Genomic DNA, 20,340 nt, shown 5'->3' on the forward strand with positions numbered 1-20,340 from the left:
TGCTTCTGTTTCGTTTTAAAAGCATAACACCCAAATCTATCTCTTAGTTTGATTCTGCGGAATATTCCGTTGATACACATACCCAACCCCGATTACCGTTTCGAGTTAAATGATTTTCAATGCACTCAAAATATCAACAAAAACAGTCCTTTATGCTTTAGTAGGGGTCATGATTTTGGTTGTATTATTGGTATCAGTATTGAAAACTTCCTATGTGCAAACGAAACTTGCACAATATTTTGCTCCCAAAATTTCGGCAGCTTTAGGTTATCCTATCGAGTTAGACAAAGTGACGATTCACTTTTTTGATGAAGCCACCCTCGAAGGCGTACGTGTAAAAGATTATCAGGGCTACCAGATGATTGATATTGAAAAACTCGATGTAGATTTTCAATTAAAAAGTTTGGTACAAGATAGCACCCAAAACGTCCTCGATTATGTTCGTTTGTTTCGTCCAAAGGTAGTTTTGGTAATTGATAAAAAAGGCGATTTGAATATTGATGAATTTATTCGTCGTATCAACAAACTTACAGCCTCCAAAGAACCTAGACCCAAAAATCACAAGCCTTCGCCTTTTATTATTCGAGAGGCAAATATTCAGGATGGTATTTTTACCCTAAATGATGAATCTGAACCTTATTTGAATAGTCGCAAGTCTTTCGATCATTATCACTTTACGCTTCATGAGTTGGAAGCGCACCTCAATGATTTTACCCTGATTCGAGATACAGTAAGTTTCAAAACGACTTTGAAAGGATATGATCGTTTTTCAAATACAAGAATCAAAGAGTTAACGACCAATTTCTTGATTTCGGATACGCAAATGCGTTTTGATAATCTATTGCTGAAGTTGAATAACTCAACGGTCAAAAACCAAATTTTGATGTCTTTCAAATCTCAAAAAGACTTCAAGCATTGGAACTCCAAAGTCAGAATGCGAGCCAATTTTGATTCAACATTTGTGACCTCAGATGATTTGGGGAGGTTTGTCAACGATATGTATGAATTCAAAGACGCTTATCATCTGAATGGGAAATTTGATGGTATCGTTAATGATTTTAAACTACAAAATTTTGATTTGTACTTTGGCAAAAAATCAAAATTGCGGGGTGATTTTACCTTTAAAGGTCTACCATCTATCTCAAAAGCCCACATGCAATTAGCGATGAAAAAATCGCATGTACAGGTAGAAGATTTACAAAATTATATCGGTCCTGATCCTGTAAAAGCGATTAAGAAGTTTGGCTATGTCAACTTTGATGGGACTTTTGTGGGAACAGTTTCCCAGTTTAAAACTACAGGTTTACTTGAATCAGAGTTAGGTAAATTAGACGTAGATGTGAGCATGGTGCTCAAACCTGAGTCTGCTAAATCAACTTATTCGGGATTAGTCAAAGCGCAGGAGTTTAGGATAGGAACTTTGTTGGAAGAGACCTTACTTGGGAATGTCTCGCTCAATGGTAAAATTGAAGGTCATGGTTTTAGTTGGAAAGACTCTGAACTTCAATTTGATGGCGATATCAATAGTTTACAATTTAATAAATACGACTACAAAAATGTATATGTCAAAGGCAAGCTTGCCAAGCAACTTTTTGATGGTCGGGTAATTGTGAATGATACCAACTTGGTTTTTAACCTTTATGGAAAAGTAGACTTAAGAAATCAAAAAGAACAAGTTGACCTTTTTGGAAAACTTTCAAAAGCTAATTTACGAAATCTATTTTTCACCAAAGACGATTGGCGTATTTCCACCTATCTGGATGTCGAATTTGATGGAATCAATGTCGATAAATTGAAAGGCGGAGCTTTGTTGTATCATACAGTATTGGGGTATAATACGCGTAATTTGTATGTAGATACGGTAAGATTTACCTCAAAAATATTGCCTCAAGAACGCCTATGGTCTTTGGAATCGCCGCAGGCGGATGTTGCCTTCAAAGGAAAGTTTTTACCTTCAAAAGCAACACAAGATTTGATGCAATTAGTCAAGGAATATTCGCTCTATTTTGTGGGTAATGAGCAAGAGCGAAATGACTATTATGCTAAAAAACCTTATTTCGTGCCACTCAATTATGAAATAGATTATTTGCTGACACTGAAGGACTTCTATCCTTTTATGGCCTTGGTATATCCTGAAGGTAAGATTTCTAAAAACACCCAATTTAAAGGTACTTTTGGCATAGGCTCGACCTCTACTTTTTCTTTAGAATCTAAAATTGACACCTTGATTTTGGGCAAAAACTATCAATTTTATGGTAGTCATATTGACCTCAATTCTTCTAAGTTTTATAACTCTCCAGCGGTATTAGCCTCGGTGGTATTGAATTCCCAAAAGCAAAAAATCAGTATTCTTGAACCTACCGAAAAGTTTGATTTAGAGGCATCTTGGGGAGATGATAATAGCATTCGTTTTACGAGTAAAATTCGCCAGCAAAATACCACCAACGAGGCTACACTCAATGGAACCTTGGGTTTTATGCAGGAAGGAATATCACTACAATTCAATAAGTCGGAGTTTAAAGTGTTGGATAAACGTTGGCAGATAAATCCTGAAAACCTAGTCACTATTGTTGGGAAAGATTTGGGTGCTAAAAACTTCATGATTGCTAATGATGACCAATATATCGCCTTAGATGGAAAAATATCGGAAGACTCGACCGAGGCCATGAATTTTAAGGCCAAAAACTTTAGTTTGGAAACTTTAGCTCCTGTTGTAGCACTGAATGTTAGCGGCACGGTCGATGCCGATGTGACACTCAAAGAAGTGTATAAACATATCAATGCTGACTCGCAACTGAGAATAGAGGGACTTACCCTTGATAATTTCCTGATTGGTAATTTTGAAGGTTCTGGTATTTACGACCAAGAGGCACATATTGTTCGTTTGGACTATGATCTTGAACGTCTGAATAATCATATCTTGAAATTTCAGGGAACGTATGACCCTATGCAGGAAACCAATTCTCTCAATTTGACTGCCAACCTAAACCAGACAAGTTTACAGATTCTGGAGCCATTTACCAAAGGAGTATTCTCTAATTTGAAAGGAACAGCCAGTGGCGATTTAAAGATTACAGGCAACCTTCGTCACCCTATTTTTAACGGTGTAATTGATGTCAAAAAAGGCTCTTTGTTTTTTGACTATCTAAAAACCACCCTGAACTTCGAGGATAAAATCCACTTTGACGTCGATGAAATTTTTGCTAAGAAAATGACAGTTTATGACGACGAAGGTAATAAAGCGTCGCTAATAGGCGGGGTATATTATGATGGTAGCAACAATTTCTCACTGGGTTTGAACTTGAATTTATCTCGTTTCAAATTACTAAATACCACCAAGAGAGACAACAACCTTTACTACGGAACAGGCTATGCAAGTGGCAAGGTGTCAATAGATGGCCCGTTCAACAATATTGTGATTGATGCCAATTTGATTAGTGATAGAGGGACTCGATTGTATATTCCGTTGGACAACGCTCAAGATGCTGGAAGTCAAGAAGAAATAGAATTTTTGGTGGCAAAAAATCCAGACGATACTAAGAACGAGAAGAAGAAAAAAGAAGATACATCGAGTCGTATTCGAATGGATTTCAAATTTGAATTTACGCCTGATGCCTACGGAGAAGTTCAATTTGATAAGCAAACAGGTGATATTATGCGTGCATATGGGGCAGGTAAAATCAACTTGAAAATTGATACCAAAGGCGACTTCAGTATGACTGGCGACTATGCCCTTGATAGAGGAGATTATACATTTACATTCCAGAATATTATCAATAAAAAATTCTCTATTCAAAGAGGAAGTCGCATCAGTTGGTCTGGCAATCCATATGAGGCCATGCTTGATATTAGAGCAGCCTATACGCAAAATGTCAACTATTTGGGTTCTGTGATTGATACGGTTTCAACTGGCTCATCGACCTACAAAAATCGTCCAGAATTTACTCGTCGATATCCTGTCGATGTCATTATTCAGCTGCGAGACAGGTTATTGCAACCAGCTATTAGTTTCGATTTGAAATTACATGATTATCCACAAAACCCAGAATTTAATTCAGGTGTAACGGCATTCCAAAACCGTATTCGTACCGACGAACAAGAGCTCAACCGTCAGGTGAGTAATGTATTGCTTTTGGGGCAAATGGTATCCAATTCGGCAGCGGCTTTTGCTTCGGTCAATTTGGTGAATAACCTAATGGAATTAGCTTCTAATCAGTTGAGTAATGTATTTTCAAAAATTGATCAAAACCTCAATGTTGACCTAACTTTCAACGGAAGTGGCTTGAATCAAGACTTAATCAATAATCTCCAGTTACGTTTTTCATACAATTTCAACGATAGATTTAGAATCACTCGAAGTGGTGGTTTTACCACCGCATTAAACCAAACCAATGCCCTATCTTTGATTGGAGACTGGTCGCTGGAATGGTTTATTCAGCGTGATGGCAGTTTGCGTTTGAAGACCTACAATCGCAATGTACAAACCTCTATATTGGGCTCTTTAAATACCCAATATCAGACCTTCACCTCAGGAGGCATGTCAATCCTTTATTCAAAAAGCTTTAATTACTTGTTCCCCAACAAATACAAAAAACCAGTCAAAGAAACAGCAGAATAGCGTTTGTAGTAATTGTAGATTTGGGATTGCTGATTTCGGAAATAGGGCGGTTTTGCTCACAGCTTCCACATCCAAAATCCAATATTCGAAATTAGGACTGTAAGAAAGATTTCAAACTATTGCAGATTTGGGATTTCTGATTTCGGAAATAAAGTAAAATACCTCTATTTTTTACAAAACATAAAAGCCTACACTTCTGAAATCCAAAATCCAATATCCGAAATAAATGGTTTTTATATTCCTTCGTACACTACTAATCCGAAATCCCACATCCCAAATCCAATATCCAAACCTATCCCAAATATCTCTCACGTATAATTGATAAGTGATGGGCTTCGTGACCTGCAATAGCCCAAGCATAAGCCCGAGCAGATACCGCAAAGCCATTGGCATTTCCCATGCGTGAAGCCACCTCCTCGGTCATGGAGCGGTAAAGAGCAATCGATGACTCACGAACTAAGCGATATTGCTCCAATAAATCCTCGAAAGGTTGAGATTCGAAATTGGCAGCCTCCATGTATTCGTTTTCGTCAAAGCCTGGCAAAGGATTTTTTTCACCACGAGCAATACATACAGAACGATAGGAAAAAATACGCTCGGTATCGGTGATATGTCCCAATAATTCCTGAATTGACCATTTTCCTTCGGCATATCGGTATTTTTGTTGCTCAACCGACAAATTTTTCATCAAAAAAAGTACTTCTTCTTTCTGCTTGGTAAGCATCTCGATAACATCCTGACTATCAGAATACTCGATATATCTTGAGAAATACTTATGCTGAGGATACTCAGATTTTTCGGCCTGTCTCATATTTTTTTTTGCTTTTTTTTCACAAAAGTATTGACTTCTTAAAAAAAAGCACTAATTTTGCATCACAATTCAGCAACACAATCGCAAAAAGCAAAAATTGTACAAAGGTTTGGTAGTTCAGTTGGTTAGAATACATGCCTGTCACGCATGGGGTCGCGGGTTCGAGTCCCGTCCAGACCGCAAAAGCACTCAGAAATGAGTGCTTTTTTGGTTTTACAGCCATTTTAAGCGGTTTATGTTATGGTTCGTTTAGTATGTTTTAGCAAATCATAGCAGATTTTTTGCTACCAGTTGTGATACCAAGTTTTTTCAAATAAATGACAGTAGGTTTACGGCATCAACTTAAACACATTGTCATGAAAGTTCAATACACACTGGTTTTCAATCGTAAAAAAGACCTAGCAGCTAAAGGCAAAAGCCTAGTGCAAATTCAAGCTTATTTGGAAGGTGGTCGTAGATATTTTAGCACAAAACTATACCTCACCCAAAAAGAATGGGACTCCAAAAAGGCTACTTGTAAAGACCCGTATTTAGCAAAAGCGCTCAGAGACAGAGTTAGCGAGTTTGAGCAATTTGAAGTTGAATTTAGGGCTCTCAATAAACGATTTTCTTTATCAGATTTTGATTTCTTTTTGAATCCTTCCAAAAAACAAGTTCCAATTTCATTTACTCAGTTTTTTAAAAAGCAGCTTCAGAAGGAATCACATCTCAAAAAAGGAACGCTCGTAAATCAGGAAAATACGCTAAAAAAGCTCATTGAGTTTCAACATAATATTGCTTTTGAGGATTTAGACTACTGTTTCTTACAAGACTTTGAAATTTTTCTTAGAAATGAAAAGAAACTAAAAACGAATACAATTGAGAAGTATCATCGCCAGCTACGCAAGTACATTAATCTGGCTATTAAACAAGATCTACTTCCTATTGAAAAAAATCCTTACAGGCTGTTTAAGCTATCGAAAGAAGAGACCGACACACTTTTTCTTTTACCTGAAGAAAGAGATAAGATAGAGCAATTGAACTTCGATAGTACACCTGAAGAAAAAGACCAACTAGAAATGGCGAGGGATATGTTCCTTTTTGCATGTTATACAGGTCTACGTTTTTCAGATTGTTACAACATGAAGAACTCTAGTATTAGCAAAACTAATCAAGGGTTATTACTAAAGTACAAGGCGCAAAAAACTGAGAAAATTGGTTACAAACCTCTGTACCTGCTTTTTGATGGAAAGCCACAAAAAATCATTTTGAAGTACTACTCTGGGAGTTCCGAAAAACGTGTTTTTAAGGGAATGACGAATACCAAAGTAAATAAATGCCTCAAGGTAATAGCCAAATTGGCTAGAATACCCAAAAAGCTATATTTCAAGGCTTCAAGAGATACTTTTGGCACCTCTCTGTATATGTTATCTGGTGATGATAAACTCGTACAAAAGCAGTTACAACATACAAAAAGAGAGCAAACGGACAAATACGTTCATCTGGTAGAACAAATTCAACATGAAGGACTACAAAAAATATTTAAACCCTGCAAATAACGTTCCCATGATAGAAATTCTTGAAGGGAATAGATACAGTCCAGATCTTAACAAAACAGGTAAAAAGATTAGTATCAAACACTATCTTAATACCTACCTTTTTCCTGTTGGAGAAAACCATGAGAATAAGCCTCTATATCCCTTGTATTACCGAGTTATCTTTAACAGGCAATCTGTTAAAATCAAAAGCAATATAAATTTAGCATTACCTACAGATAGCTTTGATATAGAAAGTTTATCTGAGGAAAATAGCACTCTTATCTACCGTGAAGCACTTACACTTGTAAATATTATTAGTAAGATATATTGTAAGGTGAATGAAGAAACATTGAATCCATATTTTGCTTCAATGAAACTAAAGAGTAAGCTTGAGTTCGATATTAATCAAATATTTAACGATTTTGACTACACCCAATACGAACTCCCTAATTTGGTAAAGCAGTTACTAATGAATGAAATTACCAAGTTTGCTGAAGCGAATGGTCAATCCAAATTAATTGAAGAGCTCAAGCAGTTTATCAAAATGCCCTCCCCTTATCAACTTGTACAGTATCTTAAATCTCAAGACAAGATTTGGAAAAAAATTGAGGATAAAGTACCTATTCACATCTGGTTCTTCGATATTCATTATGCTAAATTTCTTATGTCAAACGAGAGCTACCAGAAACTAGGCGCCACTTTTACAGACCTAAAACATGATTTGCACTTCAGAGAATGTTTTATGAAGTTTTGTCATGAAGAGTCAATCGAAATTGATCTTTATGACTTAACACAATCACTTGAAGATATTATGTAGATTTTCATACATCCACAGAAAGCCCTTAGAATACTGATTCTAAGGGCTTTTCATTTGATAGCAAATCATAGCAAAAAATATATCCAAATATGTTGTAATACTTACAACATATTTTATTAGTATTGCATTGTATTTAAAAACAATGTTACCATGCCTAGAACAAGTCGTACAAAAGTTCATCTAAGCGATGACACAATTTACATTCTGAAAGAATTTGAAAAGAAGATTTCGCACCTTGAATCAATTATCACAGCGCAAACAAAACAACCTTCTTCTATTCCTGAAGTACTTCAACCATCAGAGGTTTGTACCAAAATGGGATGGTCGAGATCTAAGTTTGAACAATTTAAACGGGAGGGACTATTTAGAACATTTAAGATAGGTGGTAAAGTCTACGTCTATACTTCAGATATTCTAGCTCTTTTTCCTGAAGGATTCTTTCATTGAAGTATTTGACTTTAGGCATAAAAAAACCGATATGCGTGAACATATCGGCTTTGATAACTTAAAGCAAATTGAATTTTAAATTCCCACACAAAATTATGTATTTTTTGCTAATTACGACACTCCATACAATTATGGAGCAGCTATTCTTTTGCCTTAACATTAGGCGCTTACTTCTAATTTCCTACAGCTCCTATGTAGGTCAATATCTTCTAAATGCTCCATACTCAAGAGTATATCAAACTTTATTTCCCTAACCTCTAAGAACTTATGACAGAATATAATTTTCGATTCGAAAAAAGCCCTAAAAAGAAAGGGAAATGTCCTAAGTGTGGACAAGCCAATACATTTCGCTATTACGAGGACCAGGAGGGAAACCGTCTTGATGAATATCTTGGTAAATGTGAACGTATAAACCATTGTGGTTACCATCAAATACCTAACTTAGTGCCGCATTCAACTAAAAATATAGTTTCATTAATCCCTGATAATCATAATATTATAAATCCAAGTAAAAGCTGGATAGAACGCTTTGATAAATGGACACTCGACTTGTCAAGTAATTTCCATACGTTTTGCTTGTCAAAAGGTATCTCAAAGGAACATCTTATCAAACATGGTGTAGCAACTGATGATAAAGGAAAAACGGTATTTGTTTTCCGTAATGATAAATCACAAGTAGTTAATGCAAAATGGTTTGTCTACGATGAACAAGGTAAAAGAGCTAAAGATGGATATAATAGTCACTCGATGGTTCAACCTAAAAACAAAAATGTTCGATATGGCATGTGTTTGTTTGGTGAAGAGCAACTAAGTAGTGACAAAGAGAAAACAGTCATTATTGTAGAGTCAGAGAAAACAAAGGTTATAGCCTCATTCTTTTACCCTGAGTATTTATGGCTCGCTTGTGGTTCAAACAATGGTTTAACCTCCGAAAAACTCATGGTTTTATCTGGTAGAAATGTAATCTGGTTATGTGATGCCGATGCCGCAGGGAGGATGAATTCTAGTATTAAAAACCTAGAGAAAGCACAAATTAAACATACTGTCATAGACCTATTCCCTGAGCGTTCGGATGGCTATGATATTGCAGATGCCATACTAGAAGGGAAAAAGCCTGAGATAGCTCAAAAACAGCCTTCTGAAGAGAAGAAAACATCATCTGATATCTATATCAAGACACCAACAGTCATGTATAAAAATGACTATACTATCTGGGTCAAAACACGTAATAACTGGGAGGTAGTGGCCAATAACTTTTTGGTTTATGTAAAGTATAAAACTCAAGATGAGAATCAAAACTGTACATGGATTTTAGAGATTAGAATCAAGAATAAGGAGGCTATCTATATTGAAATGTCACATGAGGATTTTTGTTCGGCAAAGAGGATGAAAATGGAGCTATCAAACAATCTACTAAGCTTCAAAATCAACGATGTGCAACTAACAGAAATACAGGAACTCATTTACTCCAAAACGCAATTTGGTCAAGCTTCAAAAGTGACTCGATATGGATTCCATAGCGAGTCAAAAACCTATGTCTTTTCAAACAAAGTACTCCTACCAAATGGGATTCTTGTAGAGCCAGACAAATTTGGCGTTGTTACAGACAATAAAAGTTGTATTTCGCTACCACAAACCAAGGATAAAATGAAGAACAGATTTTTTATTTCTGATTCGGATGTATCCTTCAATCAATGGTACCAAATCTACATACAAACTCATACTTATGAGAAAGCATTCGTTCCAGCGTGCTTCTATATCATGTCCTTGTTTAGAGATATTGTGATTTCTCACAAAGGATCATCGCCTATCCTTTATTTGAAAGGTTCGGCTGGTACTGGTAAAAGTAGTGTTGTAAGAAACCTTACATGTCTTTTTGGCTATGAACAACCACAAATTAACCTCAAGACAAAAAACACGGAAGCTGCTCTGGTTAAATTGATGAGTCAGCTATCGAATGGACTTATTTGGATGGATGAATTTCATAATGATTTCTCCCATGAAGGTTTGTTGCAAGCAGCTTATGATAATGCTGGTTATCACAAGACTCCAGAAGCTTCAAGGAGTAATAACGAAACTGATAGTATTGACATTTACAGTGCTTTAGCCCTTACTAGCAATTATATCCCTAATAACCCTATTTTCTTCTCTCGTTGCATATTGATTCAAATAGAAAATAAGGAGAAAGAGGCATCCCAACGAAAGGCTTTTTTCAATTTAATTGATTTAGAAAAACGTGGTTTAGGAAATATTACGGTAGAGCTCTGCAAGTATCGTAAGCTTATAGACGAAAATTACAACACAGCCTTTAGTAAAATCTTTAACCGAGTAGAACAAGCTACGCAAAACGAATCAATGCCTGAGCGATTACTTAGTAATATTTGCCAAGCCCTGACATGTGCTTACATTTTACAGGTAAATGATAAAATTCAAGTATGCGAATACACCGAAGAATCGGACATTCTGGATGAATTTGTAGCAATAGCTTTGAAAACGATATACCTGCAACATAGAATACAGAATGAAACCTCTGTTCTGGCTGAATTCTTTAGCATTCTCCAATATTTGTATGACTCTTCGCAAATCCATGAAGGGGTTCATTTTAGGTTTGAAGGGAACTTCCTGCTTTTGCGTATGCCTTCGATTTATCCAATTTTTATGCATAGATACCGCAATGTATATTACAAAGAGGCACATGATAAGGAATCTATCATCCAAGAGGTAGTGAAAATGGAGGCACCACGCAATTTTAAGGAAATTGTGAAGACAATTCGCTTCAAAAGTGAAGAAAACACACTTGACCAAGCTCTTAAAAGTCCAGTAACAAACTCTATATCAGTAACATACGAGCTAATACAGTCAAGTTTTGGGGTGGATTTAAAGGCTAGACGGCTAGATGGCTAGAACGCTTTTTGAAACTTTTTTTTAAGCATTTTTTCTACAACGCTACAACGAAAATGCTAGATACTTGATAATCAATATATTATATAAATTTTTATTGATTTTTTCGTTGTAAAATCGTTGTAAAATCGTTGTAACCGTTGTAAACATAAAAAATCGTTGTAGCCGTTGTAAACGATTACAACGATTTTACAACGACGAAAAAGAGATAAGTAATTGATTATTAATATTTTACATTACCGTTGTAACGTTGTAGAAAACAAACACGTTTTTTTGAGTGCAAAAGTGTTCTAGCCATCTAGCCTTTTTTTAGCCTTATTAATAAAATACAATTCGAATCATGGTATATCAACTAGTATTAAGAGCCCAAGATGTACAAATAATCCTCAATCTTTGTAGAACGGATAGCTATCGGGTCATTCAAGAAATAAAAGAGGAATACGCCTTCTCAAAAAAGCTAAAAGGAAGTAAAATTCGCACCGTAGACCTAGCAGAAGCGTATGATTTATCGTTCGAAGATATACAACAGGTTTTAAATCAAAATAAATTTTGTAGTGACCTTTAATAAAAATCCCCTTGCTATACCAGCGAGGGGATTTTTATTAACTCAATTCATCAATTTCACCTATTACATATCGTTTGTCCCTATTGAAAGTTATACCCTATTGTTGCATTCAGTTTTACCAAATAACACATTTGAGTAGAGCTGCATATAACAACTAAAACACCGTAAAATGGAAAAACTAACTCAAAACATTAACATCCGTACAAACCTGAACATTAAAAAAAGATTGATGGATGAAGCCAGTTCGCTAGATATGAATATGTCCGAATATGTCTTATTAATTCTACAAAGTCATTGGGATAAAAAAGACCAGTCACTTGCTACGACCCATCAAGAATCTACTCTTTCCAGTCAGCATCAACTTTCAGAATCAGAACTTATCATTAGTCAATTAATTGCTGAAAAAAGTGAGCTTCAAGAAAAGCTCCAAGCTCAGAATAAGTCGGTTTGGCAAGAGGCTATGAGTACCGCCGAAAAACTATCTGAAGAAAGGATTAGACGTGAACGAGAAGCTGCCATTTATGAATATCAAAGAAGTGGTGGGGCAACGATAGAGTCAGCTACAATCACCAGTCTTCAGGCTCGTTTGGCTGCTTATGAAACAGACCTTCTCAAACAGGTTTTCAATGTAGTGAGACAAAACCCTAAAGTCTCAGATTTGCCAGACGTTGTTCAAATTTTAACCTATCAGTATTTTCAACAATTTATCAAACCATCTATCCATGACTAACAATATTTTTTTCTCTGAAGACCCATTTGAAATTTTTAGTAGAAGTTCCCCTAGCTCTCTGGGATCAACATCCTCATCCTCTAAAAGTGGTTCTTCATTCTGGACGATTATCTTGATTGTATTGCTAATCGTAGGCATGGCCGTCATCTACTTGTACAGACACACTATTCTTAAATTCTTTTTGGGAAGTTCTACGCCACCAAACGAAGTATCACCGAGTGTTACAGATGCAGTCACAGAAGAAAACAATGAAAACAAGACAAGCCCCGTAGAGAGGCAGCCGTTCAAATTACTACCCGAACACAAGGTTATCCGACGCTTCGACCTTAGCGACCAAGAAAATTGGGATAAAGCGCTCATTGTTTTAAAAGAAAAGGAAGGAAAGGCTGTTTTCGTAGCTGGTAAAGGCTGGTTGATTTATGAATAAGCATACCCTCTATCATTTGCGTAACGCTTAGTAATACGCAGTTTTACGCTGTTTTCCAGTGTGTTACCTCCTAAACACGCTGGAAAACAAATTGTACTAGTCCTTAGAGTGTAAAGAAGTGTTTTACAAAAGCATAAGTTTTACTAACTTTAATATCTCTTATTTGTAAAATAACGTACTGTGATTGTATCACAATTATAATATATGTCGACAAAGTTTTTCACCAATAGCACCGAACGAAACCTCTTCGATAAATTCAAGGGCATTTTTGACCAAATGAAAGACCTTTATGCCTTCCATGCTGTTGTGGGATATTTTCGCTCGTCGGGTTACTTTAAACTCCAGCCTTATCTCACAAAAATTCCAAGTGTAAAAATTTTGGTAGGAATCAATGTTGATTCTCTTTTTGCAGAGGCTCAACGTAAAGGAATGCTTTTTTTTGGAGATGAAAATCGTACTAAAAATGAATTTCTAAAGTGGTTTATTCAAGATATTAAAGAAGCAAAATATTCTGAAGAGGTTGAAAACGGAGTACTACAATTTATCAATGACTTGATCGACGGGAAAATAGAGGTAAGAGCTTCAAGTCATCAAACTATTCATGCAAAATTTTATTTGTTATTACCCGAAAATCATTCAGAACACTCTGATGGATGGGTAATTATGGGTTCTTCTAACCTAACTGATGCAGGACTAGGCACTAAGCAAAGCCCAAACTATGAGTTAAATATTGCTCTTAAAGATTATGATGATGTAAAGTTTACTAAGAATGAGTTTGAAGAGCTTTGGAAAAAGTCAACTCCAATTCTTCCTGCTGATATTGAAGTTTTTAAACAAAAAACTCATATTGGACAAACGTTTACTCCATTTGAACTCTACATCAAGTTCTTGATAGAGTACTTCGGTAAAAATATTGATTACGACCCTGACACTGTTGGCGACTTGCCTCAAAATTTTAAAAAACTAAGTTATCAAGTTGAAGCTGTCAATCAGGGCTTCCAAATGCTAATGGAGCATAATGGCTTCTTTTTGGCGGATGTGGTTGGTTTGGGTAAAACAATCATCGCAACAATGATTGCCAAGCGCTTTTTGATTGCCAATGGCTCAATAAACACTAAGATTTTAGTTATTTACCCTCCAGCTCTTGAAAAAAACTGGGTTGATACTTTCAAGCAATTTAAAATTGATAAGCATACCAAGTTTATTACAAATGGTCGTTTAGATAAAATTTTAGAGGAAAAAGACCCAAAATATTGGGCAAAAGAAGAATATGATTTGATTTTGGTGGATGAGGCACATAGGTACCGAAACCACACTTCTCAGATGTTTAGCCAATTACAGAGGATTTGCAAAGCTCCAAGAAGTGGAGATGGCTTGATTGCTGATAATCGTAAAAAGGTGGTCTTAATTTCTGCTACTCCGCTAAACAACCGTCCGCAAGATTTGTACTATTTGTTACAATTGTTTCAGGATGCACGTCGAAGCACACTGCCAGAAACAAACTTGCAAAACTTTTTTGGTCCTATTATCAGAGAGTACAGGGAAATTATTGCGAGTGATAGTCCTGATATGGCTAGAATTAGAGAATTATACACTCAAATTCGTACTCGTGTAGTTGAGCCTGTGACGGTACGACGTACCAGGAAAAATCTTAAAAACTTTCCTAGTTACCAGAAAGATTTAGATGACCAAGGTATTTTATTCCCTGAAATAGCCGCTCCTAAAGCTAAAATATATCAGCTTGATGCCAAACTAAATAAGCTTTTTATCAGAACAGTAATGTACCTAACCGAGGATATACATTATTATAGATATCAGGCTATACGCTTCTTGACAAGAGAGAAACAAGAGGAATGTGGTTATACGCAAGCAGAGTTGGTATCAAAGTCATTAGCAAGTATCATGAAAACTTTAATGGTCAAACGATTAGAAAGTAGTTTTCATGCTTTTAGAATTTCATTGAACAATCTCATGATTGCTACAGCGAGAATGATTGAGATGTTTGATAATGAAAAAGTACTTATTGCCCCTGACCTCCGTATCAATGATTTACAAGAAAAAGGTACTAGCGTTGAAGAAATTGAATTATTGATTGATGCACTTTCGCAAAAAAATCCGAGAAATAACATCTTTAGTCCAGACGAGTTTATTGAGCAACCTATTAGTAATACAGATCCTACTTTAATTAGTCTTATTGAAGGTCTGAAAAGTGACCATCGTTTACTCGCTGAGTTAGTCAACTATTGGGATAGTGTTGTGAATGACCCTAAACTAAACACATTCCTTGATAACCTGAACAATGAGTTTTTAAGGAGTGATATTAACCCTACGGGTAAGCTTGTGGTGTTTACCGAAAGTACCGACACTGCCAACTATCTAACCAAAAAACTCAAGGAAAATATTAACCAAAATATCCTTTGTGTTTCATCGGATAATAGAAGTAAAATATTTGAAACTATTCTCGAAAATTTTGACGCCAACCGTGATATAGCAAAACAGAAAGATGATTATCAAATAATCATTACCACAGATGTATTGGCAGAAGGTGTAAACTTGCATCGTGCAAACGTGATTGTGAACTATGACACCCCATGGAATGCTACTCGTTTGATGCAACGGATAGGACGTGTAAACCGTATTGGTAGCGTAGCGGGCACCATTTTCAACTATAATTATTACCCCTCTCAACAAGGTGATGAGGAAATAAATCTATACAATAAAGCCCTAGTCAAATTGCAAGGTTTTCACTCTACATTCGGTGAAGATGCCCAGATTTTCACTCACGAAGAATTGGTAGAACAGTTTAAATTATTTGAAGAGGGTTTACCCGATGATGAAGATTTGCGATTAAAATACCTTAAGTTTATTCGTGAGTATAAAGATTTGAATCCTAGAGAGTTTAAGCGTATAGAAAACTTACCACTTAAAGCCAGAACAGGACGAAAAGGGGACTCCGAAACTCAACACTCTTCTATTGTATTCTTGAAGTCTGCTTACAAGTTAGAGTTTTACAAAGTAGATAACTCGAATAAAGTATCTGCCCTTACATTTCTGGAAGCGGCTAAATTATTTGAAGCTGCTGCTACAGAACCAGCATTACCATTACCTGATACTCATTACGCTCAAGTAAGAGCTTCTCTTGAGGCTTTTGAACGTGATTTTTTTGGTGCTAATACCGAAAAAGTAAGTAGTTCAGATAAAGCAGATGCAGTAACAGCCCAAGCACGCAAGTTCTTGAGAGACTATAAGGCTACTTTTACCAAAAATAAAGATGTTAAAAACGCTTGTGATAACCTCATTGGGTTAATCGAAAAAGGTACGTACACTCCACTTCCAAACGAAGTACGCCAGTTAACCAGAAAAATTAATAAAAAGGAAATTACTTTGGCACAAGGCGACAATTTGATTTTGCTACTAGCCAAAAAGTACAAAACAACAGAGCAAAACGAAAAAGAAGAAGAATTTGGCGTAATAACCGATTCGCTACCTGTAATTATTGAACCCGATATTGTAATTTCTGAGACTTTTATCGCTTAAAAATATGAATAAACTACAACTGCAAACTATATTATCAAGCCCCTATAATCAAGAGTCTTGGAAACAAACACTAATTAACATTTTTGGCGTAAAACGAATTTTAGAAACGCCTCAAGCAATAGAGTTAAAAGGTACTCAGAAAGCTACAGAAGCTTACGAATTAGGAAGTTTTAGTACAAAAGATGACCGTATTATTGGTATTTATCAGGTTAATGTAAAGCCTGATGTATGGCTTGAACACAATAAAGTTGGTCTACGGGAATTGCTTCGAGATGTGTATAAGTATGATGTTGATGGTGCTTTAATTGCTTTTGTTCAAGAAAATAAATGGAGACTTTCGTTTGTGTCTGAAATTAAAACATTAAATGCGAAAGGAGCAATTGAAACGCAAACCACTGAACCCAAACGCTATACATATCTTTTGGGAGAAGGAGAAAAAACGCTAACTCCTGCTCAAAATTTATCAAAAATTGCTGGAAAACCTCTCACTCTTGAAGATATTCGTAATGCCTTCTCTGTTGAAGCACTGAATGAAGAATTTTATAAGATTATTGCACAACATTTTTATGAATTAGTTGGAGCAACAGCAGGTAAAGGTAAAAACATTAGAATTTATGAGCGCAAATTACAACTACCAAGTACTTCGGATGCCAAAACGTATCAAGAATTTGCGGTAAGATTAATTGGGCGAACTATTTTTTGTTGGTTTTTAAAAGTTAAAAAGTCCCAAGAAGGATTAGCATTATTACCAGAGTGCCTTTTAGGAAGCGAAGCCGTTTCTAAATTTTCCAATTATTACCATACGGTACTTGAAAGATTGTTTTTTCAAACGCTTAATACGCCAATGGAAAAACGTGTCAATGATTTGCCAGAAGGTGCAAATATGATTCCATTTCTAAATGGTGGACTTTTTGATTATCAAGAAGATGATTTTTATATACCTAATAAAATTACTGGACTCTCAGAAAACTTAAATACGCTCATAATTCCTGATAGTTGGTTTTTAAACTTTTTCCAAGAATTAGATAAATACAACTTTACAATTGATGAAAACTCAACCGTTGATATTGAAGTAAGTGTTGACCCTGAAATGTTGGGCCGTATTTTTGAGAATTTATTAGCTGAAATTGACCCAGACAGTGGCGAAACAGCACGTAAGGCTACGGGTAGTTTTTACACACCTCGTGAGATTGTAGACTATATGGCTACCGAAAGTCTTGTACACTACCTACACAATAAAACTAACTTAGAAAAAGAAGTACTATCAATTCTCTTTAAGATTGATAGTAGGATTCCAGAAGACTCAATACTAATTACTCAAAAAGTAGCTATTTTAGAGGCATTAGATACACTAAAAATACTTGACCCTGCTTGTGGTTCTGGGGCTTTTCCAATGGGAGTTTTACAGAAAATAGTGATGGCTCTCCAGAAAATTGACCCTAATAGTGTATGGTGGAAAAATAAACAAATTGAAAAGAATGACAATCCTGTTTTGCGTAGTATCATAAGAGAGAAACTCAATGCTGCCAGCGTAGAATACGCTCGTAAGATAGGCATCATACAAAACTCACTTTATGGTGTAGATATACAGCCAATAGCTGCCGAGATAAGCAAACTCCGTTGTTTCTTGACATTGATTGTAGATGAAAACATTGATGAAAACAAGCCTAACCGTGGAGTAGAACCTTTACCGAACTTAGAATTTAAGTTTGTTACGGCAGATTCATTACGCAAACTACCAGTAGAAACCAACTTTGGTGGTTTATTTAATGCCAATGATGACCTTGACCAACTCAAACGCATACGCCAAGACTATTTACAAAGTTTTGGAGAAGAAAAAGCTATATTAAAAACTAAGTTTAAGCAAATCCAAGACCGTGTTGCTCAACAGCAGTTTAGTTTGGGTAAAAATATTGATACCAACAGCCGTGCCTATCTGATAAGCACTTGGAAACCTTTTAGCCATGAAAAAAGCGAGTGGTTTGATGCTGAGTGGATGTTTGGAGTTTCTGGCTTTGATATTGTTATTGGTAATCCACCGTATGTTCAGTTACAAACTGATGGAGGACGATTAGCAAAGATGTATGAAAAAGTTAGATATAGTACTTTTGAACGTACAGGTGATATATATACTTTATTTTATGAACAGGGCTATAATGTTCTTAGTAATAATGGGTTACTATGTTTTATTACTTCAAATAAATGGATGAGAGCAGGATATGGGGAATCACTCAGAAGGTTTTTTGCAGAAAAAACTAATCCCATAATACTTTTAGATTTTGCTGGTCAAAAAATATTTGCTTCTGCAACAGTTGATACAAATATATTGCTCTATCAAAAAAGTATAAACGTGGGTAACACACAAGCTTGCATAATAAAAGAAAAATGGAGTGGTGCATTGGATGTTTATGTAAAGAACAATAATAGCATTTGTAACTTTAACTCATCAAATAGTTGGGTTATTCTAAATGATATTGAGCAAAGTATAAAAGCTAAAATTGAGCGAATAGGGACACCGCTAAAAGATTGGGATATAAACATTTACAGAGGAATACTAACAGGTTATAATGATGCTTTTATTATAGATGGTAAGAAAAAAGATGAACTCATCGCAGCAGACCCCAAATCTGCCGAAATTATACGCCCGATTCTTCGTGGCAGGGATATTAAACGATATGGGTATGAATTTGCAGATTTGTGGTTACTCTATATTCCTTGGCATTTTCCACTACACTTGAATAATAATATCATGGGAGCTTCTGCCGAGGCTGAGAAAGAGTTTGAAAAACAGTACCCAGCTGTATACAAACACCTTTTGACACATAAAGAAAAACTTTCAGCACGTAACAAAGAAGAAACGGGTGTTCGATACGAATGGTATGCCCTCCAAAGGTGGGGAGCAAATTATATGGACGATTTTTCTAAACCAAAAATTATTTGGAAGAGAATCGGCTCTATTTTAAAGTTTTCTTATGATGAGAGTTCAATAATAACTTTAGATAGCACTTGTTTTGCTACAGGAAGCACCAGACTCAAATATATTTTATCTATTTTAAATTCTAAAATGGGGCATTATTTATTAAAAGACTCACCTAAAACAGGAACTGGAGATTTACTGATAAGTGTCCAAGCTATTGAACCTATAAAAGTTCCAGTAGTTGACGACGAAATTAACTTAAAAATTATGCCATTAGTGGATAAAATTTTATCAACCAATATAAATGAAGAGGCTCAAATACTATTACAAAAAATTAATAAATTGATTTATAAATTATACCAATTAGATGAAAACGAGATTCAATTTATTGAAAATCAACAAATTGAATCTCTGAATAATCAAAATTGAATAGTTGATATATGGTATTGTCAATTTCCGTTTCTGCTTTTGATGAAACGATATTATTTATTTTTTTATCTAAAACTTGCGAAAATAATAACTCTATTTTATTGATTACAAATCCGTCAATTTGGGGAATAGGTATCTCTTGAAGGTATTTCTTTTGCATTAAATATCCACCATCGTCAAGAATTGACACATATTGAGAACATAGATATTTACCCACTTTTGAGTTTAAATAAGCTACCAAAAATTTTATATTTTTCCCGACAGCAAAAAAACAAGTTTTGTCAGTATAATAGTGTTCTGTATCTTCAAACGCAAATCTAGGAAATCTTTCGTTTGAATTTTTATGAATTCTCATTGTCTCTGCCCATACAATTTTTGGTTTAGAAAAATCGTCCATATATGCACAGTTTCTTAGGTTATATATTGTATCACCTTTATCCGCTCTTTTTTCAAGCTCAAAATAGTAGCTATCCAAATGCTTTTTTATAGCTGGATAATCCTCTATTTTAATACGTTCTAAGCCCTTTTCTTTCAATCCGTTATGGGTATGAATCAACCACAAATCTGCAAATTCATACCCATATCGTTTAATATCCCTGCCACGAAGAATCGGGCGTATAAAGT

12 protein-coding genes and 1 tRNA gene are annotated in these 20,340 nt (G+C 35.4%); 11 read left to right on the plus strand and 2 right to left on the minus strand.

All coding sequences use genetic code 11. From position 1 onward, the window contains the following. Positions 1–109: 109 nt before the first annotated feature. Positions 110–4,618, plus strand: coding sequence for a translocation/assembly module TamB domain-containing protein (locus tag QM524_RS08860; RefSeq protein WP_283344278.1), 4,509 nt, complete (start codon positions 110–112; stop codon positions 4,616–4,618). Between the two features lie 292 nt (positions 4,619–4,910). On the opposite strand, the gene QM524_RS08865 is transcribed toward QM524_RS08860, so the two are convergent. Further along, on the minus strand, positions 4,911–5,429 hold the full coding sequence (locus tag QM524_RS08865) for a DinB family protein (protein WP_283344279.1): 519 nt from the start codon (positions 5,427–5,429) through the stop codon (positions 4,911–4,913). A gap of 106 nt (positions 5,430–5,535) precedes the next feature. Between QM524_RS08865 and QM524_RS08870 the strand changes: the two genes are divergently transcribed. From QM524_RS08870 to QM524_RS08915, 10 genes are all read left to right on the plus strand, one after another. After that, positions 5,536–5,609, plus strand: a tRNA-Asp gene (locus QM524_RS08870). A gap of 176 nt (positions 5,610–5,785) precedes the next feature. Further along, complete coding sequence (locus QM524_RS08875) at positions 5,786–6,967, plus strand: site-specific integrase (protein ID WP_044175221.1); 1,182 nt, start codon at positions 5,786–5,788, stop codon at positions 6,965–6,967. Next, positions 6,930–7,763 (plus strand): hypothetical protein, encoded by an 834-nt coding sequence (locus QM524_RS08880; RefSeq protein WP_283344280.1) that lies wholly within the window; start codon positions 6,930–6,932, stop codon positions 7,761–7,763. Before QM524_RS08875 ends, QM524_RS08880 begins: the two co-directional genes overlap by 38 nt. 150 nt (positions 7,764–7,913) lie before the next feature. Then, positions 7,914–8,210 carry a hypothetical protein gene (locus QM524_RS08885; protein ID WP_044173512.1) on the plus strand — a complete coding sequence of 99 codons (297 nt, stop codon included), beginning with the start codon at positions 7,914–7,916 and terminating at the stop codon, positions 8,208–8,210. A gap of 267 nt (positions 8,211–8,477) precedes the next feature. Beyond that, complete coding sequence (locus QM524_RS08890; RefSeq protein WP_283344281.1) at positions 8,478–11,114, plus strand: DUF6371 domain-containing protein; 2,637 nt, start codon at positions 8,478–8,480, stop codon at positions 11,112–11,114. Positions 11,115–11,451: 337 nt separating this feature from the next. Continuing rightward, a complete protein-coding gene (locus QM524_RS08895) occupies positions 11,452–11,676 on the plus strand; it encodes a hypothetical protein (protein ID WP_026997211.1) in 225 nt (74 codons plus the stop codon). A 169-nt stretch (positions 11,677–11,845) separates the two neighbouring features. After that, on the plus strand, positions 11,846–12,406 hold the full coding sequence (locus QM524_RS08900; protein ID WP_044173517.1) for a hypothetical protein: 561 nt from the start codon (positions 11,846–11,848) through the stop codon (positions 12,404–12,406). Next, positions 12,399–12,833, plus strand: a complete 435-nt coding sequence (locus QM524_RS08905; RefSeq protein WP_283344282.1) for a hypothetical protein — start codon at positions 12,399–12,401, stop codon at positions 12,831–12,833. The genes QM524_RS08900 and QM524_RS08905 overlap by 8 nt, the downstream gene beginning before the upstream one ends. Positions 12,834–13,037: 204 nt before the next feature. Further along, positions 13,038–16,370, plus strand: coding sequence for a helicase-related protein (locus QM524_RS08910; RefSeq protein WP_283344283.1), 3,333 nt, complete (start codon positions 13,038–13,040; stop codon positions 16,368–16,370). A gap of 4 nt (positions 16,371–16,374) precedes the next feature. Then, complete coding sequence (locus QM524_RS08915; protein WP_283344284.1) at positions 16,375–19,716, plus strand: Eco57I restriction-modification methylase domain-containing protein; 3,342 nt, start codon at positions 16,375–16,377, stop codon at positions 19,714–19,716. Here QM524_RS08915 and QM524_RS08920 read toward each other — a convergent pair. After that, the gene (locus QM524_RS08920) at positions 19,673–20,335 is read right to left on the minus strand and encodes a TaqI-like C-terminal specificity domain-containing protein (RefSeq protein WP_310586445.1); all 663 of its coding nucleotides are present in this window, start codon (positions 20,333–20,335) and stop codon (positions 19,673–19,675) included. The genes QM524_RS08915 and QM524_RS08920 overlap by 44 nt on opposite strands. Positions 20,336–20,340 lie beyond the last annotated feature (5 nt).

This window comes from Flectobacillus roseus, from assembly GCF_030056595.1.
GTDB lineage: Bacteria > Bacteroidota > Bacteroidia > Cytophagales > Spirosomataceae > Flectobacillus > Flectobacillus roseus.